We start from the raw sequence: 21189 nt of genomic DNA, 5'->3' as shown, positions 1-21189 counted from the left end.
GGTCTGCGCCTCCATGGTCTACTCCGGATCGTGACCGACACCTGTGTGCGCCTGTGGCGGAGGGTCCATATGGACCTCGTCCGCTATGCGGGCTGCGTGTGTCGCCCGTCCTTCTGACTTCGCATCCTCTTCTTCCGCGCGCCGCCCCGTGCCGCCGCGCGCTCCTCTCGCGAACTCTCAGGACGGTCCAAGTGTCTGCGCCATCCCCTGCCTCCACGCCTGCCCCGGTAGCCGCCACCTCCGTGCCTTCCGCCGTGTCCGGTGCGCCCCGCACACCGACCCAGGCCGACCTGCTGGCCTTCGTACGCCGTACGGCAGCCGATGCCGAGCTGATCGCCTCGCTTCCCCTCGATCCCGAGGGCCGTACCTGGGTGCGGCTCGAAGGACCCGGCGGCAGCGAGGCCTGGCTCATCGGCTGGCCGCCCGGCACCGGGACCGGCTGGCACGACCACGCCGAGTCGGTGGGCGCCTTCCTCACCGCGTCGGGCGAACTCAAGGAGAACTCGCTCGCCGCCCGGCTCCCCGCCGACGGCTGGAAGACCCTCGAACTCACCGAGGAGATCGACCGGCAGCGGAAGCTGCCTGCGGGGACCGGCCGCGGCTTCGGCCGCCATCACGTGCACGAGGTGCTCAACGAGTCCACCGAGGAGCACGCGATCTCGGTCCACGCCTACTACCCGCCGCTCCCGCAGATCCGCCGTTACAGCCGTACGGGCCAGATCCTGCGCCTGGAGCACGTCGAGCGTCCGGAGGACTGGCAGTGAGCGGCACTCGACAGCCCGTGGGCATCGACACCTTGCTGGAGCGGGTCCGGGCGGGCCTCGACCGTGTGGAGGCCGAGGAGGCCTTCGCGGCCGTGGGACGCGGCGAAGCGCTTCTGGTCGACACCCGTTATGCCGCCCTGCGCGAACGGGACGGCCTGATCCCCGGCGCTCTCGTCATCGAGCGCAACGAACTGGAGTGGCGGCTCGACCCCACGGGAAGTCACCGCGTCGCGGAGGCCACGAGCCATGATCTGCGGGTCGTGCTGTTCTGCGACGAGGGGTACGCCTCCAGCCTCGCCGCCGAGTCCCTGCAGCGGCTGGGCCTGCACAGGGCCACCGATCTGATCGGCGGCTTCCAGGCGTGGAAGAGCGCCGGCCTTCCGGTGACGACCGCCGACACGGAGAACTGACCGCGCCCCTCCGCACGAAGTCCGGTCACCAGCAGGTGTACGAAGCCCCTGCGGGATCGCCGGTCACGGGCACGCGAACGGAACTCCGTGGGATCGCCGGTCATGAGCGCGCCTACGGAGTCCCGCGGGATCGCCGGCACGGACATGCGTACGGAACCCCGTGGGATCGGACGGCTCAGAACCCCTCGTCCCCGAGACCTTCCGTGTCCTCGCCCTCTTCCTCCAGCGCCTGGCGGACCACGCGCAGGGCCATGCCCTGGGAGTAGCCCTTGCGGGCGAGCATGCCCGCGAGGCGTCTCAGCCGCTTGTCGCGGTCGAGTCCGCGGGTGGAGCGCAGCTTGCGCGCGACCAGTTCACGCGCGGTCGCCTCCTCCTGCTCGGAGTCGAGCTGTCCGACGGCCTCGTCGATCAGCGTCGATTCCACGCCCTTGGTCCGCAGCTCCTGGACGAGCGCCCGCCGGGCCAGCCCCCGTCCGTGGTGCCGGGACTCGACCCAGGCGTCCGCGAAGGCACTGTCGTTGATCAGCCCGACCTCCTCGAACCGTGACAGCACCTCGTCCGCCACCTCGTCGGGGATCTCGCGCTTGCGCAACGCGTCCGCCAGTTGCTTGCGCGTGCGCGGGGTCCCGGTGAGCAGGCGCAGACAGATCGCTCGCGCCCGCTCAGCCGGGTCCGCAGGGGACTCCCCCTTCTCGGCCCTCGACGAGGAGGGGGTGCCTCCGTCCCACGGGTCGCCGGACGGCTCGCCGAAACCGCCGCTCCGCCGACGCCCCCTTCCACCACGCGGTCCGTCCTCGGCGCGTCCGCCGCGCCGGGAGACCGCGTCCGGCGAACCGTGACCGCGCGGCGGGCCGTCACCGCGCCGTGCGTCACCGCCGCCCGTCGAACCGCCGCCGCCCGGATCACCGTCGTCCGGGCCGGCGTCGTGGAAACCGTCGGATCCGTAGAACCCGCCGTCGGTGCCGTACGGCTGCCCGCCGTACCCCCCGGCACCGTCGTACGGCCTGTCACCGTCTCCGTCCGAGCCGCCGTCGCCCCCGCCGTACCTCTGCCCCGGGCCGTCGGGAGTGAGGGGACCGGCGTACTCGGCCCAGTCGGTTCGTCGTGTCATGGACTAGCTCTTGGCCGCCGCGGCCCTGGACTTGGTGGTCTTGGCAGCCGGAGCGGGCACCGTCTTCGCGGCGTCGTCCGGGGCGGCCGAGACCGCCGCGTCCGCGCCCGGCTCGGCGGTGGGTTCCGCGGGCCTCACACCGACACCCAGCTTCTCCAGGATCTTCTTCTCGATCTCGTTGGCGAGGTCGGGGTTGTCCTTCAGGAAGTTGCGCGCGTTCTCCTTGCCCTGGCCGAGCTGGTCGCCCTCGTACGTGTACCAGGCGCCGGCCTTGCGGACGAAGCCGTGCTCCACGCCCATGTCGATCAGGCCGCCCTCACGGCTGATGCCCTGACCGTAGAGGATGTCGAACTCGGCCTGCTTGAACGGCGGCGCGACCTTGTTCTTGACGACCTTGACGCGGGTGCGGTTGCCGACCGCGTCCGTGCCGTCCTTCAGCGTCTCGATGCGGCGGATGTCGAGGCGCACCGAGGCGTAGAACTTCAGCGCCCGGCCACCGGTCGTGGTCTCCGGGGAGCCGAACATCACGCCGATCTTCTCGCGGAGCTGGTTGATGAAGATCGCCGTCGTCTTCGACTGGTTGAGCGCGCTGGTGATCTTCCGCAGGGCCTGGCTCATCAGACGGGCCTGCAGACCCACGTGCGAGTCGCCCATCTCGCCCTCGATCTCCGCCCGCGGCACCAGGGCGGCGACGGAGTCGATGACGATGAGGTCGAGCGCACCGGAGCGGACCAGCATGTCCACGATCTCCAGGGCCTGCTCGCCGTTGTCGGGCTGCGACAGGATCAGGTTGTCGATGTCGACGCCGAGCTTCTTCGCGTACTCGGGGTCGAGGGCGTGCTCGGCATCGATGAACGCCACCTGGCCGCCGGCCTTCTGCGCGTTCGCCACCGCGTGCAGGGTGAGGGTCGTCTTACCGGAGGACTCCGGGCCGTACACCTCCACCACGCGGCCGCGCGGCAGGCCGCCGACGCCGAGTGCGACGTCGAGCGCGGTCGACCCGGTGGGGATGACCTCGATGGGCTCATTCGGCCGCTCGCCCAGGCGCATCACTGCGCCCTTGCCGAACTGCCGTTCAATCTGCGCGAGCGCGGCGTCGAGCGCCTTCTCGCGGTCGGTTCCTGCCATGGGTTCCACCCGGTTTGCTTGAGTCGATCGCTTCACGTCAAAGACGCTAACGCCTGCCACTGACAATGCGCCCCGACGCACGTCCAGCCTGTGGATAACTCGGTCACATCCCTGCCGAAACCGTGCCGAATCACCTGTCGAAAGCCCCGCCGGAACTTCCATGAGAATGGATGTTCGATTTCCGTGTCAAGCGCACCACGCGACACTTCCGAGACCGCGTTCGCGCTCCCGCGACGCCCCGGGGATCCCGCCGCCCCTGCCCCGGCGCCCGGGCCGGCACATCTCCCGGAACCCGGTACCCGCCCCGGCCCGGGACTACTCTCCGGGGCGTACGGCCGGTGTCTTCGGCCGTACGACGACGACGCCGGGCCCGCCCGGCAGGCTGTGGGCCATGCCGACGACGACCCGACCCCTGACACCGCCGAAGCCCTCGCTCCGGCCGGCCGAGCGGCTCTGCCGCGCGACGGGCGCCCTGCTCGTCCTGTCGGGCCTCCTGCACCTGCTGGTCTTCGCCGTCGACGGCGGCCCGTGGGACGGTCCCGTCTCCTGGCGCAAGCCCGTGACCTTCGGGCTCTCCTTCGGACTGACCCTGATGGCGATCACCTGGGTCACGTCGTACGTGCGGATGGGGGCGAGGCCGCGCACCGCGCTGCTCCTGGTGTTCGCGGCGGACTGCGTGGTGGAGGTCGGCGGGATCACCCTCCAGGCGTGGCGCCGGGTCCCCTCGCATCTCAACATGGAGACCGGCTTCGACACGGCGGTGTCCATGATGCTCGCGGTGGGCGGCGCTGTTCTGGTCGTGGTGCTGACCGCGTTCGCGGTCGCCTCGTTCCGTGGCCGTCCCACCGGGCCCCCCGGCATGCCGCTCGCCGTGCGCTCGGGGTTCGCGATCCTGCTCGTCGCGCTGGCCTCGGGCGCCGTGATGATCGCGCGCGGGGTCGTCCTGACCAGGACCGGCCACCAGGAGGCCGCGTACCACTCGACGGCTCCGCTCAAGCCGCTGCACGGAGTGAGCCTGCACGCCGTACTGGTGCTGCCCGCGCTCGCCTGGCTGCTCTCACGCACCGGCTGGAGCGAGGAGACCAGGGAACGGGTCGTACTGGCGGCGGTCTGGTGTTACGCGACCGCCGTCGTCGTGACCGGTGCCCAGGCCGCCCTCACCTGGTGACCGTCATCGGCGCGGCACCCGGCGGTCATCGACACAGCACCCGGTGACCGTCATCGGCGCAACACCCGGTGACCGTCATCGGCGCAGCAAGTGGTGATCGTCGCCGGCGGAGGACGCGGTGGCCGTCACCGGCCGAACTGCCGCCGCACGCGCGCGAGCACGCCTTCCGAACTGCGCGTGCGGTGGCCGTGCACCCGAGGGTCGTCCGTGACGTCGTAGCGCTTCACATACGCCCCCAGGAAGGCCTGCAGGGTGGCGACCGCGGGGATGGCGATCAGCGCGCCGACGGCCCCGAGGAGCGCGGTCCCCGCGATCACGGACCCGAAGGCGACCGCGGGATGGATGTCGACCGTCCTGGAGGTCAGCTTGGGCTGGAGCACATAGTTCTCGAACTGCTGGTAGACCACGACGAAGACAAGCACCCACAGCGCGTACCAGGGGTCGATCGTGAACGCGATCAGCATCGGCAGGGCACCCGCGAGATAGGTGCCGATGGTCGGGATGAACTGCGACACGAAGCCGACCCACACACCGAGCACCGGTGCGTACGGCACGCCCAGCGCCTCCAGCAGGATGTAGTGGGCCACGCCCGAGATCAGCGCCATCAGGCCGCGCGAGTACAGATAGCCGCCGGTCTTGTCGACGGCTATCTCCCAGGCGCGCAGCACCTCGGCCTGCCGGGCCGGCGGCAGCACCGAGCACAGCGCGCGTCGCAGCCGTGGTCCGTCGGCGGCGAAGTAGAACGAGAACAGCGCGACCGTCAGCAGCTGGAAGAGACCGCCGAGCACCTGCCCGGACACGTCCAGGACGCCGGTGGCGCTGTTCTGCACGTACTTGCGCAGCCAGTCGGAGTGGAGCAGTCCCTCCTGGATGTCGACCCGCCTGAGGTCGGTGTGGAAGTGCGTGTTGATCCAGTTGATGAGCGAGTCGAGGTACTCCGGGAAGCCCTCGATCATCTTGATGATCTGGCCCGCGAGCATCGAGCCGAGCAGGGTGACGAACCCGGCGATCATGATCAACGAGCCCAGGAAGACGAGGAAGGTGGCCAGTCCCCTGCGCATGCCGCGTGAGGCCATCCAGCTGACCGCGGGTTCTATCGCGAGCGACAGGAAGAACGAGATCAGGATGTTGATCAGCAGGCCGGTGAGCTGATGGAAGGCCCAACTGCCCAGCTGGAACACGGCGACGAGCGTGAGCGCGAGCACCATGGCGCGCGGGAGCCAGCGCGGCATGCGCGCGCCCGGCCCGGCCGCGTCGGCGCCGGGCCGACCGGGCGGCGTCGTGCCGAACGGTGATGACTGCTGATCGACCTGCGTGTTCTCGTCTGTCGGGGCCACCCGCCAAGTCTGGCCCACGCCACCGACACCAGATCCACGTCCCCCCGTCTTTCCCGGTCTCCGGTCCGCTTCAGTGGTTTTCGTACGGAACGTTCATGGTCGCGCACACCACGCGCCACACGTCCTTGGCCTCCCAGCCCGCGTCCAGCGCCCCGTGGACGGTGCGCCCGCCCAGTTCCGTCATCACATGATCGCGCGCGAACGTCTCGGCGTACCCCGCGCCGAAGTGATCAGCCATTCGCTGCCAGAAGACCGTCAACCGCATGACTCCAGTATCCCGCCCCTGAGAGTGGGCCCGAGCCGGGACCGCGTGCCGAGACCGCTTTCCGCCCTACGGTCTGACGCATGGCCGAAACCGGAGCATCTCCACTCCCCCCGACGCCCATCGCGCGATCGCCCCTCGCCCGTGCCGAGCACTTCGTCTGGCTCACCGCGCGCGTGCTGGAACAGCGCCGCTTCGCCTACCACTTCCTCGGCGGTGGTGCCGACGCGGTGGAGACGGCGCTGGCCGCCTATCGCAACGACGACGAAGGGTACGGTCACGCGCTCGAACCCGATCTGCGCGGACCCGTCAGCCAGCCGCTGCACACCGGGCACGCCCTGCGCGTGCTCGACTCGATCGGGCGCTGCGGCGGACAGCGCGTGGAGCGGGTGTGCCGCTATCTGACCTCCGTGTCGACCGCGGACGGCGCGCTGCCCGCCGTCCTTCCCAGTCAGCGCGGCTATCCGGCGGCCCCCTTCGTGCCGGTCGTGGACGATCCGCCGAGCGATCTCCTCGCCACCGGTCCGGTCGTGGGCCTGCTGCACCGCAACGAGGTGTGGAACGCCTGGCTGTTCCGGGCCACCGACTTCTGCTGGCAGGCGGTGGAGTCCCTGGAGAAGTCGCATCCGTACGAGATCGAGGCGGCCGTCGCCTTCCTGGACTCCGCGGCCGACCGCTCGCGCGCGGAGGCGAGCGCCGACCGGCTGGGCCGGCTCGTCCGCGAGCAGCGGCTCGCCGCGCTGGACCCCGGGCGTCTGGACGCCTACCCCGTCCCGCCCGGTTACGCGCCGGGTGAGCACCACTTCCCGCACGACTACGCGCGGACGCCGGACTCGCTCGCGCGCGCGTGGTTCACCGACGCGGAGATGGCCCGCTCGCTGGACCACCTCGCGGACGAGCAGCGGGAGGACGGCGGGTGGCCGATCCGCTGGCGTCAGTGGGCACCGGGCACGGCACTGGAGAGCCGTCCCGTCGTGACCATCGAGGCACTGCGCACCCTCCGGGCGTACGGCAGGGCCGTCGGCTGAGGCCACCGGTGGCCGGGTACCCCCGGTGCCGCCGGATGCTCCGGAGTCCCCGGCTGCACCCGTGTGCCCGACGCTCCGTCGTCCCGGGTGCTCCGGGGTGCCCGGCTGCCGGCCGCGCCCGCCCGGGTGTCAGCCCGTCAGTGCGCGGACCCCGGCCGTCACCACCACGGCCACGGCGACCACCACCAGGAACGGGGCGCGCAGGATCAGCGCGACGGCTGCCGCGGCGAGTCCGGCGGCCTTCGCGTCGACGACGAGGACCCGTCCGTCGGCGAAGGTCTGCTGGGCCGTGAGAGCGGCCAGGAGCGCGACGGGCAGCAGAGCGGCGAGTCGCTGGACGAGCGGCCGCTCCAGCACGCCCGCGGGGATCAGCAGACCGATGAGTTTCACGGCGTAGCAGCCGACGGCGGTGACGCCGATGGCGATCCAGATGTTCACCGCTCTTCTCCCGACACGTCCGGAGCGTCGTCGCGTGCGCCGACCGGGGCCCCGTCCACCGCGCCGGCGGGCGTCCCGTCCGGCACGTCGGCCATGGCGCCGCGGGTGGCGTCCGCGCGGCGGCGTCCCGTCACGTAGAGGACGGCGGGGGCGGCCAGGGCGGCCACCAGCACCGGGACTCCGGCGGGCAGCACGGGCAGCAGGCCGAGTCCCAGCAGGACGGCGATTCCCGCGACGGCGCGTTCCGCGGTGGTCTTCAGCATCGGCGCGAGCAGCGCCAGGAACACCGCGGGTCCGGCCGCGTCGAGGCCCCAGGCGTCCGTGTCGCCGATGGCCCCGGCCCCGGCCGCGCCGAGCAGGGTGGTGAGGTTCCACAGCAGGTAGAGCGACAGGCCGGTGACGGTGAAGCCGATCCGGACGCTGCGGCGGGTGGGCTGGGCGAGCGCCACGGCCGTGGTCTCGTCGATCACCCACTGCGCGGCGAACGGACGCACCGCGCGCGGGAGGGCCAGGATCTGTGACAGCCGCAGTCCGTAGAAGGCGTTGCGGACCCCGAGGAAGAACGCGCCGGCGGCCGCGGTGAGCGGGTTGCCCCCGGCCGCGAGGGCGCCCACGAGGGCGAACTGCGACGCCCCGGTGAAGACCAGGAGGCTGAGGGCGCAGGTCTGGAGCAGGCTGAGTCCGCTGCCGGCCGAGGTCACTCCGAAGGCGAAACCGGACAGTCCGACGGCGACCCCGACGCCGAGGGCGTCTCGGACGACGGCCGCGTCGGGTTTTCCGCCTTCGGCACTGCGTATGTCTGGGAGAGCTGTCTGTTGTGCCACGCGTCGGACGGTACGGTGAGCCGCCGCCCGGCGTCTTGTACGTTCTTGCGCTCCCGCTGGTAGGCCCCCGGAGGCACGCCCACGATCCGGCTGAAGTGGCGGTTGAGGTGCGGCTGGTCGGTGAAACCGACGGCGACGGCCGCCTCGGCGGGCGTGGACCCGGCGTCCAGGAGCCGGCGTGCCCGGCGTACCCGCGCGTCGGTCAGCCAGGTGTGGGGCGGCATGCCGTAGGCGTCCCGGAACGCACGCAGCAGCGCGAACGAGCTGGTGCCGAGGTCCGCCGCGAGCCGCTCCAGGGTCGGCGGCTCGGCCATCCGCTCGTCCAGCACGCCACGCGCGCGTGCCGCGAGCCGGCCGCCGGCGGTGCGCACGGCCCGCTGCGGCAGGGGCCCTCCGTTCAGGCGCAGCAGCCGGGTCACGGCGACCCTCAGCAGGGTGTCGGCGGCCAGCGCGTTGCCCTCCTCGGCGGCCCTGAGCACCTGGTGGACCAGCCCGGCCGCGTAGGGGTCGTCTAGTACCGGGCGGCTGAATCCGGGGGTGCCGCGCAGCGTGGTGGTCTCGGCGGCGATCTCGGCCACCGTGTCCGGCGAGGGATAGACCGCGCCGTACTTCCAGCCCTCGGGGACGCCCGCGCGCCCGGTGTGCGGGGTGTCGGGGTTGACCAGGGCCAGCGAGCCCGGGCCCGCGTACTGGTCGGCGCCGCCGTGGTGGAAGACCTCGACCCCCTCGGCGACGGCGGCGATGACGAAGTTCTCGTGGGTGTGGCGCACGAAGATCTTCTCGACGTAGCGGGCGCGCAGCAGATCGACACCGGGCAGCTCCGCGTACTGCCAGTGCCTTGCCTGCTCCTGCCCCGAACCTGCCACCTCCTCATTGTCCGCCACCGTGCCGGATCGTCCGCCCCCGTGCCGGCGCAGACCGCCGACGCCCGCGCCGCCTCGACCCGGCCCGTCCGGATCCGCGCCGGGTCGGCTCTCCCCTGCTCGGCTCTCCCCGGTCTCGGCCCGGCCCGGCTCGACCATGGCGTTCTCGCAGGTCAGCGCGGTTGTCAGTGGGCGGGTGCAGGATGGACGCATGGTCAGCTCTGCACACCGAGCGCTCGACGGCTTCTCCCCCGCGACCCGCGGCTGGTTCACGGGGGCCTTTTCCGCGCCCACCGCGGCCCAGGCCGGGGCATGGGCGGCCATCGGCGCGGGCTCGGACGTGCTGGTCGTCGCCCCGACCGGTTCCGGCAAGACGCTGGCCGCGTTCCTCGCCGCGCTCGACCAACTGGCCTCGACACCACCGCCGGCGGACCCGAGGAAGCGCTGCCGGGTTCTGTACGTGTCGCCGCTCAAGGCGCTCGCGGTCGACGTGGAACGCAATCTGCGCAGCCCGCTGACCGGTATCCGGCAGGAGTCCGTGCGGCTCGGGCTGCCGGAGCCGGAGGTGAAGGTGGGCATCCGTTCCGGCGACACCCCGCCCGCCGAGCGCCGGGCGCTGGCCACCCGCCCCCCGGACATCCTGATCACGACCCCCGAGTCGCTGTTCCTGATGCTGACCTCGGCCACGCGCGACGCGCTGACCGGCATCGAGACGGTGATCCTGGACGAGGTGCACGCGGTCGCGGGCACCAAGCGCGGCGCCCATCTCGCACTCACCCTGGAGCGCCTCGACGAACTGCTGCCGAAGCCCGCCCGGCGCATCGGCCTCTCCGCGACGGTGCGTCCCGTGGACGAGGTGGCCCGCTATCTGTCCCCGCAGCGCAAGGTGGAGATCGTCCAGCCGCCGTCCGGCAAGGAGTTCGACCTCTCCGTGGTCGTCCCGGTGGAGGACCTGGGCGAGCTGGGCGGGTCCCCGGCCGCCGACGGCAAGGAGGGCGCGGAGAAGCCGTCCATCTGGCCGCACGTCGAGGAGCGGATCGCCGACCTCGTCCAGTCCCACCGCTCGACGATCGTGTTCGCCAACTCGCGCCGACTGGCCGAGCGCCTGTGCAACCGGCTCAACGAGATCGCGTACGAGAGGGCGACCGGCGAGCCCCTGGAGGAGGCGCACGCGCCGGCCGAGCTGATGGGCGGATCCGGCGCGGCCCAGGGGGCACCGCCCGTCATCGCCCGCGCTCACCACGGTTCGGTCTCCAAGGAACAGCGGGCACAGGTCGAGGAGGACCTGAAGGCCGGCCGCCTCCCCGCCGTGGTCGCCACCTCCAGTCTCGAACTGGGCATCGACATGGGCGCGGTCGACCTCGTCGTCCAGGTCGAGTCGCCGCCGTCCGTGGCCTCGGGGCTCCAGCGGGTGGGCCGTGCGGGCCACCAGGTCGGCGCGGTCTCCACCGGCGTCGTCTTCCCGAAGTACCGGGGCGACCTGGTACAGGCGGCCGTGGTCACCGAGCGGATGCGCACCGGCTCCATCGAGTCCCTCCGGGTCCCCTCCAATCCGCTGGACGTGCTGGCCCAGCAGCTCGTCGCCATGACGGCGCTCGACACCTGGCAGGTCGACGACCTGCTCACCACGGTCCGCCGGGCGGCCCCCTTCGCCTCGCTCCCGGAGTCGGCGTTCACCGCCGTCCTCGACATGCTCGCGGGCCGCTATCCGTCGGACGCCTTCGCCGAGCTGAGGCCCCGCGTGGTGTGGGACCGGGTCGCGGGCACGGTGACCGGCCGCCCCGGCGCCCAGCGTCTCGCCGTCACCTCCGGGGGCACCATCCCCGACCGCGGCCTCTTCGGGGTGTTCCTCGCGGGGGCCGACCCCAAGAAGGGCGGCGGCCGGGTCGGCGAGCTCGACGAGGAGATGGTCTACGAGTCCCGGGTGGGTGATGTCTTCACCCTCGGCACCAGTTCCTGGCGCATCGAGGACATCACCCGGGACCGGGTCCTCGTCTCGCCGGCACCCGGTGTCCCCGGCAGGTTGCCCTTCTGGAAGGGCGACCAGCTCGGGCGTCCGCTCGAACTGGGGCGCGCTGTGGGCGCGTTCCTGCGCGAGGTCGGATCGCTCCCCGAGGACGACGCCCGGCTGCGCCTGCTCGCCGCCGGCCTGGACACCTGGGCCGCCGGCAACGTCATCGCGTACCTCACCGAACAGCGCGAGGCGTGCGGGCACATCCCGGACGACCGCACGATCGTCGTCGAACGCTTCCGCGACGAGATGGGCGACTGGCGTGTGGTCGTGCACTCCCCCTTCGGCGCGCAGGTCCACGCCCCCTGGGCCCTCGCCCTGGGGGCCAAACTGTCCGAGCGGTACGGCATGGACGCCCAGGTGATGCACGCGGACGACGGCATCGTCCTGCGGCTGCCCGACGCCGATCTGATGAGCCTGGACCTGCTCGACCAGGCGCCCTCGAAAGCGGGCACGGAGTGGGACGCGGAGCAGGCGCCGGTCGGTGCGGCGGACGTCGCCTTCGACAAGGGCGAGGTCGACCGGATCGTCACGGACCAGGTCGGCGGTTCGGCCCTCTTCGCCGCCCGCTTCCGCGAATGCGCCGCCCGCGCCCTGCTCCTGCCGCGCCGCAGCCCCGGCAAGCGCACCCCCTTGTGGCAGCAGCGGCAGCGGGCCGCCCAGCTGCTCCAGGTGGCCAGTGAGTTCGGCTCGTTCCCGATCGTCCTGGAAGCGGTGCGCGAATGCCTCCAGGACGTCTTCGACGTGCCCGGTCTCACGGAGCTGATGGGCGACATCGAGTCCCGCAGGGTGCGGCTCGTCGAGGTCACCACCCCCGAGCCCTCCCCCTTCGCCCGCTCCCTGCTCTTCGGGTACGTCGCCCAGTTCCTGTACGAGGGCGACTCCCCGCTCGCCGAGCGGCGGGCCGCCGCGCTGTCGCTGGACTCGCGTCTGCTGGCCGAACTGCTGGGCCAGGCCGAACTGCGTGAGCTCCTGGACGCCGACGTCCTGGCCGAGCTGGAGCGCGAGCTCCAGTGGCTCACCGAGGACCGCCGCGTCAAGGACGTGGAGGGCGTCGCCGACCTGCTGCGCCTGCTCGGGCCGCTCACGGAGGCCGAACTGGCCGAGCGGGGCGGGGAGCCGCAGTGGGCGGCGGAGCTGGCCGCCGCGCGCCGCGCCATCCGGGTCCGGATCGCCGGAGCCGACCACTGGGCGGCGATCGAGGACGCGGGCCGGCTGCGCGACGCGCTCGGCACGGCGTTGCCCGTCGGCGTCCCGGAGGCCTTCACCGAGCCGGTCAAGGATCCGCTCGGCGATCTCCTCGCCCGGTACGCGCGCACCCACGGGCCGTTCATCTCGGCCACGGCCGCCGCCCGCTTCGGTCTCGGTACGGCCGTCACCGACGGCGCGCTGCATCGTCTGGCGGCGAGCGGCCGGGTCGTCCAGGGGGAGTTCCATCCGGCGGGCATCGGCCAGGAGTGGTGCGACGCGACGGTGCTGCGCAGGCTGCGCCGCCGTTCGCTCGCGGCGCTGCGCCATGAGCTGGAGCCGGTCCCGCCCGCCGCGCTCGCCCAGTTCCTGCCGCAGTGGCAGCACGTGGGCAGCGGTCACGGGCTGCGCGGTATCGACGGACTGGTGCGCGCCGTCGAGCAGTTGCAGGGCGCGTCCGTGCCGGCGTCGGCGCTGGAGAAGCTCGTGCTGCCGTCCCGGGTCGCCGGTTACACACCCGCGCTGCTCGACGAGCTCACGGCCGCGGGGGAGGTGGTCTGGGCCGGGGCGGGTTCCCTGCCGGGCAAGGACGGCTGGGTGTCGCTGTATCTCGCGGACGCAGCCCCGCTGCTCCTTCCGGCCGCGCATCCCCTGGAGCCGACGGCTCTGCATCAGTCGGTCCTCGACGCTCTCTCGGGGGGCTACGGCCTGTTCTTCCGCCAGATCGCCGACCAGGTCCGCGCCACCACCCACCCCGACGCGACCGATCCGCAGCTCGCCGACGCGATCTGGGAGCTGGCGTGGTCCGGGCGGCTGACGAACGACACGCTCGCGCCGATGCGCTCCCTCCTGGGCTCGGGCCGCACCGCCGGGTCCACGGCCCACCGCGCCAAGCGCCCGGTCCCCCGCGGGCGTTACGGCTCCCTGACCGGAGGGGCACGCCCCCAGTCGCGCACCGGTCCCCCTACGATGGCGGGCCGCTGGTCACTGCTGCCCGAGCGGGAACCCGACGCCACCGTCCGCGCCCACGCCCTGACGCGTACCCTGCTCGACCGGCACGGGGTGGTGACCCGGGGAGCCGTCGCGGCGGAGGGCGTCGAGGGAGGCTTCTCGGCGGTGTACCGCATCCTGTCGGCCTTCGAGGACAGCGGCCAGGCGCGCCGGGGCTATGTGGTCGAGGGGCTCGGCGCGGCCCAGTTCGCCATGGACGGCGCCGTGGACCGGCTCCGGGCGGCGGCGAACGCGCGCGACCGGGGTGCCGCCGTGTTCGAACCGGCCGTCCCGGACAACTCTCCCGCCGCGAACGGCTTCCCGGACAGCGCCGCTTTCCCGCGTTCCGGCTCCGGCTCCGGCTCCGACGGCACGGGCCGTCACGGCGATCGCTTCCCGGACGGGGCCGGTCTCGCCGGCGGTCCGGATTCCTGGAACGACCTGGCTCCCGGCCTCGGCCCCGATGCCCCCCTCGGGCCCGGCTCCCCCCTCGACTTCGATTTCGGCGACGACCACACCTTCTCCGCGGACTCCGCCTTCCCGGCCGGTTCCGCCCACCCCGCCGCGCCCCACCCGGACGCGCCCCACCTCCGGAGCACCCCGTCCCCTCGCGGCGGCTCGCGGTACCCGGCGAACGGGTCCGGCCACCCCGGCGGCGCGGGTCTCCCGGGCGCCCGTTCCCGTACCGCCTCCCCGCCCGTCGTCCTGGCCGCCGCCGACCCCGCGAACGCCTACGGCGCGGCCCTCCCGTGGCCCGAGTCCCCGACCGGGGCGGGGCACAAGCCGGGCCGCAAGGCAGGTTCCCTGGTCGTCCTGGTCGACGGTGAACTGACGCTGTACATGGAGCGCGGCGGCAAGACGCTGCTGACATGGCCCGCCGATCCGGACGGCCCCCTCGCGCGGGACACCCGTCTGGGGCCCGCGGCGGAAGCCCTCGCCGCGGCCGCCCGCGCGGGCTCCCTCGGCACGGTCACCGTCGAGCGCGTCAACGGCGCCCCGGCCCTCACCTCGCCGCTGGGCACCCTCCTGGAGGGAGCGGGCTTCATCGCCACCCCGCGCGGACTCCGCCTTCGCGCCTGACCGGCCGCCCCCACCCGTGCCACCCTGGAGCCATGCCCGAAGGAGACACCGTCTGGCAGGCCGCGAGGCGCCTGCACGTCGCCCTCGCGGGCAAAGTCCTGATCCGCTCCGACCTGCGGGTGCCCCGGTACGCCACGGCCGACCTCACCGGTCGCGCCGTCCTGGACGTCACCCCGCGCGGCAAGCACCTCCTCACCCGGATCGAGGGCGGTCTGACCCTGCACTCGCATCTGCGGATGGACGGCTCCTGGAAGGTGTACGAGTCCGGCCGGCGCTGGAGCGGAGGTCCCGCACACCAGATCCGGGCCGTCCTCGGCACGGCCGACCGTACGGCGGTCGGCTACCGCCTGCCCGTGCTGGAACTGCTCCGCACCACCGACGAGGCCCGCGCGGTCGGCCATCTCGGCCCCGACCTCCTGGGTCCGGACTGGGACCCGGCCAGGGCCCTGGAGAACCTCCTCGGCGACCCCCACCGCGCCCTCGGCGAGGCACTCCTGGACCAGTGCAACCTCGCCGGCGTCGGGAACGTGTACAAGAGCGAGCTGTGCTTCCTGCTCGGCGTCACCCCCTGGATCCCCGTCGGCGCGCTGTCCGCCGACCGTGCCGCCCGGCTGCCGGTCCTCGCCAGGAAGCTGCTGGAGTTCAACCGCGACCGTCCGGTCCGCGTCACCACCGGGCGCCGTGAACAGAACCTGTTCGTGTACGGGCGCGCCTCGCGCCCGTGTCTGCGCTGCGGGACGCCGGTCCGCTCGGCGAACCAGGGCGACGGATCCCGTGAGCGCCCCACGTACTGGTGCCCCCGGTGCCAGACCGGCCCCACCCCACCGCCGGCCGCCCGTCCGCACATCACGTCACGCACGACCAATTGACGGACCGTCAGATCTCTTCGTACCGTCCCTTCATGGGCCTTCCCGCGTACGACCTCATCGGACGCACCGCTTTCGTCACCGGCGCGGGCAGCGGCATCGGCCGCGCGGCGGCGGTCCTGCTGGCGGAGGCGGGCGCGACCGTGCACTGCGCGGACGTCGACGAGCAGGGCCTGCACGCGACGGCGAAGCTGATCGAGGGCCAGGGCGGCACGGCGCTCGGCCACCCGCTCGACGTCACCGACCGCGCCCGGCTCCAGCAGGCCGTCGCCTCGTGCGGCCGGCTCGACGTCATGGCGGCGGTCGCCGGGATCATGCACAGCAGCCCGGTCCTGGAGACCCTGGACGAGGACCTGGACCGGGTGCTGAACGTCAACTTCAAGGGGGTCCTGTACGCCTGCCAGGAGGCCGCGCGTTCCATGATCGCGAACGGCGTGCGCGGCAGCATCGTCACCATGGCGTCGGGCGCCATCGACTCAGGCGGTCCGGGCCTGCTCTGCTACAGCGCGGCCAAGGCCGCCGTCGTCCAGCTGACGAAGACGCTGGCGACCGAGGCCGGTCCGCACGGCATTCGCGTCAACGCCGTGGCGCCGGGCTGGATCCGTACTCCCATGACCGACCGCCACGGCGAGCGGCAGGCGCACACCGAGGCGTTCATGGCACGCCTGTCACCGCTGGGCCGCGTCGGGGAGCCCGAGGACATCGCCCACGCCGTGCTGTACCTGGCGTCGGACGCCTCGGCGTTCACGACCGGTCAGATCCTCCGCCCCAACGGCGGCGTCGCCATGCCCTGGTAGCCCGTCCGCCGGTGCTCCCGTACCGGCGCCGGACCTCTGGCCGGCGATCCCGCCGACGGTGTCCCGGCCACCGGTCCGATCCCACGGCACCGGCCGCCCGGGACTTCGGCACGCAGTGGACCGGCAGCAGGCTGAGCCCCCACCCGCCCGCCGCGACCGCGCCTTCGAGCACCCCGGCACCGGGCACCAGCGCGAGCCGGAGCACGCTGAACCACCACAGCGCACCGAACACCAGACACGCCCCCCGGCGCGCTATTCGCCCCGCCATGGCACCCTCCTCGGGCGCGGCACCGGGCCGCCGATCTCACGCGTGAGCAGAGCACGCCCTCGGCACGCGGCACCGGCCGAGGTGGAGCGCCTCCCGGGCACCCACACGTTCTCCGCCTGGAACGACGTACATCCGCATCCTCCGGGTCACGACGGCCGGCACCGGCAACGCCTGGTCCCTCCACCATGGAGGCCGCGCCGGATACCGGCAAACGGGCCCACGAGGGACCCCGGGAAAGGCGAAAGCCCCGGCCCGGCTCCTCCGGGTCTCCCCGGAAAAGCCCCGGCCAGGGCTTTTGTGGTACGTCTTCCGGCTCGGGGAACCGAGCCGGAGAGCGTCAGGCGGCGACGACGTCGACCGCTTCGGCAGGCGCCTTGATCGTGACCCGTTCCGGTGGCACACCGGTCACCGATACGGAATTGAGCATCGGGCGACGCACCGGTGCGGACACCGATTCGGTGGCCGCAGCCGACTGGGCCAGCTCGGCGAGGGCGAGCTCGTCGCTCACTTCCCGCATGAGCTCGGACATCCGTACGTCCAGCGCGTCGCAGATCGCGGAGAGCAGTTCGGAGGACGCCTCCTTCTGCCCCCGCTCCACCTCGGAGAGATAGCCGAGTGAAACTCGGGCGGACGAGGAGACTTCGCGCAGAGTACGGCCCTGGCGCTGGCGCTGCCGACGCAGCACGTCACCCAGCAGGCGACGGAGCAGAATCATCGGTGGCTCCCTCCTCGGACCGCGTAGCCGCATCCTTCACGCCCCACCGTACCGCCTTGCGCCGCGGCCGTGCGGGGAGCGATGTCGTGTTCACTCAGGGCTGCAAACATCAAAACCCCCCGTTCTGTTCCGTATGCTGTGCCCGCTCATTCCCGGTCTGTTCGCCCGCGAGCTCCCGAAGAAGCAGCGCGAGTACGCTGCGTACACTCTCCATACGGATTTCCGCCCGGTCGCCGTTCAACCGCAGCGGCGCCACTTTCCCGCCACGGGGGGTGTCGGCAGGCGCCTCGAAGGGCCCGTCGACGGCCACGTAGACCGTACCGACCGGCTGTCCGTCCTGAGGGTCGGGACCGGCGACGCCGGTGGTCGCGATCCCCCAGTCGGCACCGAGCGCCGCGCGCACCCCTGCCGCCATCTGTATCGCGACCTGCGGATCCACCGCTCCACGTTCGGCCAGAAGAGTGACATCGACGCCGAGCAGTCCGTGCTTCAGTTCGGTGGCGTACGCGGTCACGGAGCCCCGGAACGCCTTCGAGGCGCCCGGCACCGCGGTGATCTCCGCCGCCACCAGACCGCCGGTGAGCGACTCGGCGACGGCGAGGGTCTCGCCCCTCACCGTGAGTAGTCGCACCACTTCGGCGGCCGTGGAACTCACCGCTCGGCCTCCGCGGCGGCGGCCCGCCGCTCGGCGATTCCGCGGCGGCGCAGCACAATGGCCTGTCTCACATAGTCGAGTCCGGTGACCACGGTCAGCACGATCGCGACACCCATCACCCAGAACCTCAGGCTGGCCAGCGCCCCGGTCAGCGGCAGGATGTACATGCCGACCGCCGTGCCCTGGGCCAGCGTCTTCAGCTTGCCGCCGCGGCTCGCCGGGATGACCCCGTAGCGGATCACGACGAAGCGCAGCAGGGTGACCCCGAGCTCACGCCCGAGGATCACGATGGTGACCCACCAGGGCAGATCCCCGAGGCCGGACAGACAGACGAGCGCCGCCCCCATGATCGCCTTGTCGGCGATGGGGTCGGCGATCTTCCCGAAGTCGGTGACGAGGTTGTACGTGCGCGCCAGGTGACCGTCGAAGATGTCGGTGATCATGGCGACGGCGAAGGCCGCCCAGGCCCAGGCGCGCATGGCGGGGTCGTATCCGCCGTCGGCCAGCATCAGCGCCACGAAGCCCGGCACGAGGACGAGCCGGATCATGGTCAGGATGTTGGCGATGTTCCAGAGGCTGGCCTGGTTGACGGCCGCGGCGCCCAGTTTCCCGCCACGAGGCGTCTTCGGGCCGCCCGGCGCGTCCGTCGCGCCCGGAGCACCGGATGCGCCCGGGGCATCGGATGCGCCGGGAGCGCCCGTCGCACCTTGGGCGCCCGGGGAGCCGCCTGCCGCGGATGCCGGGGCTCCGCTCATCTGGCCGCCTCCTCAGTACACGCGAGCGAGCCGAGGAGCGGCTCGGCCACCAGGTCGACACCTTCCGTGCCGACCACCTTGGCCTCGACGATACGGCCGACGGTCAGCCCCTCGCCGGTCGTGAACAGCACCTGGCCGTCCGTCTCCGGAGCCTGGTGCGCGGCACGGCCGTACGCCCCGTCCTCGTCGTCGATGCCCTCGACGAGCACGTGCACGGTCTCGCCCACGCGCTCCTCGGCACGCTGGGCGACCAGTTCCTCGGCGAGCCGGGACACCCGCGCGAGGCGCTCGGCGACGACGTCCTCGTCCAGCTTGTTCTCGTACGTCGCCGCTTCGGTGCCCTCCTCGTCGGAGTACCCGAAGACACCGATCGCGTCGAGGCGGGCTCCGGTGAGGAAGCGCTCCAGCTCAGCGAGGTCGTCCTCGCTCTCGCCGGGGAAGCCCACGATGAAGTTGGAGCGCACGCCGGCCTGCGGGGCCTTGGCGCGGATGGTGTCCAGCAGCTCCAGGAAGCGGTCGGTGTCACCGAAGCGGCGCATCGAGCGCAGCACGTCCGGCGCGGAGTGCTGGAAGGACAGGTCGAAGTACGGCGCGACGTTCGGGGTCGAGGTCAGGACGTCGATGAGCCCGGGGCGCATCTCGGCGGGCTGGAGGTAGCTGACCCGCACGCGCTCGATGCCGTCGATCTCGGCCAGCTCGGGGAGCATCGTCTCCAGGAGACGGATGTCACCCAGGTCCTTGCCGTACGAGGTGTTGTTCTCGGAGACGAGCATCACCTCCTTGACGCCCTGTTCGGCGAGCCAGCGGGCCTCGTTCAGGACGTCGCTGGGGCGGCGCGAGATGAACGAACCGCGGAAGGAGGGGATGGCGCAGAACGTGCAGCGGCGGTCGCAGCCGGAGGCCAGCTTGACCGAGGCCACCGGGGAGCCGTCCAGGCGGCGGCGCAGGGGCGCGCGGGGGCCGGAGACCGGGGCGACGCCCTCGGGGAGGTCGGTGGGGGCGCCGTGGCCGGGAAGGGCCACTTCCTCGCCGGCGCTCTGCCGCTCGGCCGGGCTGATCGGCAGCAGCTTGCGCCGGTCGCGCGGGGTGTGGGAGGCGTGGATGCCGCCGTTCAGGATGGTCTGGAGGCGGTCGGAGATGTCGGCGTAGTCGTCGAAGCCGAGCACGCCGTCGGCCTCGGGGAGCGCTTCGGCGAGTTCCTTGCCGTACCGCTCGGCCATGCAGCCCACCGCGACCACGGCCTGGGTTCTGCCGTGCCCCTTGAGGTCATTGGCTTCGAGGAGGGCGTCGACGGAGTCCTTCTTGGCGGCTTCGACGAACCCACAGGTGTTGACGACGGCGACATCCGCTTGCTCGGCGTCCTCGACGAGTTGCCAGCCGTCCGCCTCCAAGCGGCCTGCGAGCTCCTCCGAGTCCACCTCGTTACGGGCGCAGCCAAGGGTGACGAGTGCGACGGTACGGCGTTCAGGCATGGGCTCAAGACTACTTTGTCTGGCCGAGAGCCAATGTCGACGGGGTTGGCCGATCTTGGCCAACCCCGTCGACGGTGTGCTGTTCGGGACCCCTTATCCGACCTGGGGGTCACCCTTCGTGTACGTCAGGCGCTCCACCGCACCCGGCTGGAACTGATCCTCGATCTTCTTGCCGTTGACGAAGAGCTGGATGGCTCCGGCGTCACCGAGGATGAGGTTGATCTTGGAGCTGTCCTGGAAGGTCTTGGACTCGCCCTGCTTCAGCAGCCCGTCGAAGAGCATCCGCCCGTTGTGGTCCTTGGCGGAGATCCAGCTGCGTCCGTCCGCGGCACTGACCTGGACGGTCACCTTGTCCTGCGGAGCGGCCGCGATGGCGCTGTCGGAGGGCTCGGGCTTCGGGTCGGCGGGCTTGGTGGCGGTCGCCGAGGGGGCGGCGGACTTCTTGGTGGTCGGCGTGGACCCCTCGGCGACCTGGGTCTTCGAGTCGTCGCCGCTGCCGCCGCCCTTGACCATGGTGAACCCGACGAAGCCGATCACCGCGACGATCGCGGCGACCATGGCGGCCGTCCAGTTCGGTCCGCGGCGCTCGGGGCGGATGCGTTCCGCCTCGAAGAGCGGGGCGGCGGGCGTCGGCGCGGGACGTCCGCCGTGCTCGGCGTCGTACTGCGTGAGCAGCGGGGCCGGATCGAGCCGGACGGCGCGGGCCAGGGTGCGGATGTGCCCGCGCGCGTAGACGTCGCCACCACAGGGGGCGAAGTCGTTCTGTTCGATGGCGTGGATGATCGTGATACGGACGCGGGTGGCGTTGCTGACGTCGTCGACGGTGAGATGGGCCTCGATGCGTGCCTTCTGAAGGGCACGGCCGATCGAGAGCTGCTCAGCCGTAGGGTCGTCTTCGAACGGACGCTCGTCTTCGGGGGAGTTGCCGTCAGGTGAGTTGACGATGGACACGGGGGCGCCTTTCGAGCGTGTAGCCACCTGTGCTGGAAGTTCAGTCTAGGGGGGGTACGAAAGGGTGGGGCAACCGGGCGGTGGGACTTTGTACGCCATCAGAATGGC

21 protein-coding genes are annotated in these 21189 nt (G+C 72.2%); 8 read left to right on the top strand and 13 right to left on the bottom strand.

Annotation, left to right across the window (positions count from 1 at the left end; translation table 11 throughout):
* Window positions 1–69 precede the first annotated feature (69 nt).
* From ACH4S8_RS13500 to ACH4S8_RS13490, 3 genes are all read left to right on the top strand, one after another.
* Window positions 70–117, top strand: coding sequence for a hypothetical protein (locus tag ACH4S8_RS13500; RefSeq protein WP_352018865.1), 48 nt, complete (start codon window positions 70–72; stop codon window positions 115–117).
* A 74-nt stretch (window positions 118–191) separates the two neighbouring features.
* Window positions 192–764: a cysteine dioxygenase gene (locus ACH4S8_RS13495; RefSeq protein ID WP_398393243.1), complete on the top strand. Its 573-nt coding sequence runs from the start codon at window positions 192–194 to the stop codon at window positions 762–764.
* On the top strand, window positions 761–1174 hold the full coding sequence (locus ACH4S8_RS13490; protein ID WP_398393241.1) for a rhodanese-like domain-containing protein: 414 nt from the start codon (window positions 761–763) through the stop codon (window positions 1172–1174). Before ACH4S8_RS13495 ends, ACH4S8_RS13490 begins: the two co-directional genes overlap by 4 nt.
* 175 nt (window positions 1175–1349) lie before the next feature.
* On the opposite strand, the gene recX is transcribed toward ACH4S8_RS13490, so the two are convergent.
* Entirely contained in the window at window positions 1350–2285 is a 936-nt protein-coding gene (recX, locus tag ACH4S8_RS13485; RefSeq protein WP_398393239.1) for a recombination regulator RecX, read from the bottom strand.
* Between the two features lie 3 nt (window positions 2286–2288).
* Window positions 2289–3413: a recombinase RecA gene (gene recA, locus ACH4S8_RS13480; protein WP_398393237.1), complete on the bottom strand. Its 1125-nt coding sequence runs from the start codon at window positions 3411–3413 to the stop codon at window positions 2289–2291.
* A gap of 391 nt (window positions 3414–3804) precedes the next feature.
* On the opposite strand from recA, the gene ACH4S8_RS13475 reads away from it, so the two are divergent.
* Entirely contained in the window at window positions 3805–4581 is a 777-nt protein-coding gene (locus ACH4S8_RS13475) for a hypothetical protein (RefSeq protein ID WP_398393235.1), read from the top strand.
* A 125-nt stretch (window positions 4582–4706) separates the two neighbouring features.
* On the opposite strand, the gene ACH4S8_RS13470 is transcribed toward ACH4S8_RS13475, so the two are convergent.
* Together ACH4S8_RS13470 and ACH4S8_RS13465 are read right to left on the bottom strand one after the other, a co-directional pair.
* Window positions 4707–5918, bottom strand: coding sequence for an AI-2E family transporter (locus ACH4S8_RS13470; RefSeq protein WP_398393233.1), 1212 nt, complete (start codon window positions 5916–5918; stop codon window positions 4707–4709).
* Between the two features lie 70 nt (window positions 5919–5988).
* Window positions 5989–6183: a DUF3046 domain-containing protein gene (locus ACH4S8_RS13465; RefSeq protein WP_398393231.1), complete on the bottom strand. Its 195-nt coding sequence runs from the start codon at window positions 6181–6183 to the stop codon at window positions 5989–5991.
* 80 nt (window positions 6184–6263) lie between these two features.
* Here ACH4S8_RS13465 and ACH4S8_RS13460 point away from each other — a divergent pair, with 80 nt between their 5' ends.
* Window positions 6264–7208 carry a hypothetical protein gene (locus ACH4S8_RS13460; protein WP_398393229.1) on the top strand — a complete coding sequence of 315 codons (945 nt, stop codon included), beginning with the start codon at window positions 6264–6266 and terminating at the stop codon, window positions 7206–7208.
* 129 nt (window positions 7209–7337) lie between these two features.
* Here the strand turns inward: ACH4S8_RS13460 and ACH4S8_RS13455 are convergent, their stop codons facing one another.
* The 3 genes from ACH4S8_RS13455 to ACH4S8_RS13445 are packed head-to-tail and all read right to left on the bottom strand — an operon-like array spanning window position 7338 to window position 9336.
* Window positions 7338–7646 carry an AzlD domain-containing protein gene (locus ACH4S8_RS13455; protein ID WP_398393227.1) on the bottom strand — a complete coding sequence of 103 codons (309 nt, stop codon included), beginning with the start codon at window positions 7644–7646 and terminating at the stop codon, window positions 7338–7340.
* Window positions 7643–8443 carry an AzlC family ABC transporter permease gene (locus tag ACH4S8_RS13450; RefSeq protein ID WP_398394094.1) on the bottom strand — a complete coding sequence of 267 codons (801 nt, stop codon included), beginning with the start codon at window positions 8441–8443 and terminating at the stop codon, window positions 7643–7645. Before ACH4S8_RS13450 ends, ACH4S8_RS13455 begins: the two co-directional genes overlap by 4 nt.
* Entirely contained in the window at window positions 8344–9336 is a 993-nt protein-coding gene (locus ACH4S8_RS13445; RefSeq protein WP_398393225.1) for an AraC family transcriptional regulator, read from the bottom strand. The genes ACH4S8_RS13450 and ACH4S8_RS13445 overlap by 100 nt, the downstream gene beginning before the upstream one ends.
* 208 nt (window positions 9337–9544) lie before the next feature.
* Here ACH4S8_RS13445 and ACH4S8_RS13440 point away from each other — a divergent pair, with 208 nt between their 5' ends.
* From ACH4S8_RS13440 to ACH4S8_RS13430, 3 genes are read left to right on the top strand one after another with little or no spacing between them, the layout of a single operon-like run.
* The gene (locus ACH4S8_RS13440; RefSeq protein ID WP_398393223.1) at window positions 9545–14602 is read left to right on the top strand and encodes an ATP-dependent helicase; all 5058 of its coding nucleotides are present in this window, start codon (window positions 9545–9547) and stop codon (window positions 14600–14602) included.
* 32 nt (window positions 14603–14634) lie between these two features.
* Complete coding sequence (locus tag ACH4S8_RS13435; RefSeq protein ID WP_398393221.1) at window positions 14635–15471, top strand: Fpg/Nei family DNA glycosylase; 837 nt, start codon at window positions 14635–14637, stop codon at window positions 15469–15471.
* A 32-nt stretch (window positions 15472–15503) separates the two neighbouring features.
* Window positions 15504–16265 (top strand): SDR family NAD(P)-dependent oxidoreductase, encoded by a 762-nt coding sequence (locus ACH4S8_RS13430; RefSeq protein ID WP_398393219.1) that lies wholly within the window; start codon window positions 15504–15506, stop codon window positions 16263–16265.
* Here the strand turns inward: ACH4S8_RS13430 and ACH4S8_RS13425 are convergent.
* The 6 genes from ACH4S8_RS13425 to ACH4S8_RS13400 all read right to left on the bottom strand — a co-directional run bounded on the left by ACH4S8_RS13425 (window position 16213) and on the right by ACH4S8_RS13400 (window position 21081).
* Window positions 16213–16533: a hypothetical protein gene (locus ACH4S8_RS13425; protein WP_398393217.1), complete on the bottom strand. Its 321-nt coding sequence runs from the start codon at window positions 16531–16533 to the stop codon at window positions 16213–16215. The two genes, ACH4S8_RS13430 and ACH4S8_RS13425, sit on opposite strands and share 53 nt — an antisense overlap.
* Before the next feature lie 337 nt (window positions 16534–16870).
* Entirely contained in the window at window positions 16871–17248 is a 378-nt protein-coding gene (locus ACH4S8_RS13420; RefSeq protein WP_398393215.1) for a helix-turn-helix domain-containing protein, read from the bottom strand.
* 109 nt (window positions 17249–17357) lie between these two features.
* A complete protein-coding gene (locus ACH4S8_RS13415) occupies window positions 17358–17903 on the bottom strand; it encodes a CinA family protein (protein ID WP_398393213.1) in 546 nt (181 codons plus the stop codon).
* Window positions 17900–18658 carry a CDP-diacylglycerol--glycerol-3-phosphate 3-phosphatidyltransferase gene (gene pgsA, locus ACH4S8_RS13410; protein WP_398393211.1) on the bottom strand — a complete coding sequence of 253 codons (759 nt, stop codon included), beginning with the start codon at window positions 18656–18658 and terminating at the stop codon, window positions 17900–17902. Before pgsA ends, ACH4S8_RS13415 begins: the two co-directional genes overlap by 4 nt.
* Window positions 18655–20130, bottom strand: a complete 1476-nt coding sequence (rimO, locus tag ACH4S8_RS13405) for a 30S ribosomal protein S12 methylthiotransferase RimO (RefSeq protein WP_398393209.1) — start codon at window positions 20128–20130, stop codon at window positions 18655–18657. The genes pgsA and rimO overlap by 4 nt, the downstream gene beginning before the upstream one ends.
* Before the next feature lie 93 nt (window positions 20131–20223).
* Complete coding sequence (locus ACH4S8_RS13400) at window positions 20224–21081, bottom strand: helix-turn-helix domain-containing protein (RefSeq protein ID WP_398393207.1); 858 nt, start codon at window positions 21079–21081, stop codon at window positions 20224–20226.
* Window positions 21082–21189: the final 108 nt, after the last annotated feature.

This window comes from Streptomyces sp. NPDC021080 (genome assembly GCF_044333225.1).
Taxonomy (GTDB): Bacteria; Actinomycetota; Actinomycetes; order Streptomycetales; family Streptomycetaceae; genus Streptomyces.
This window is presented reverse-complemented; position numbering and strand designations above follow the sequence as displayed.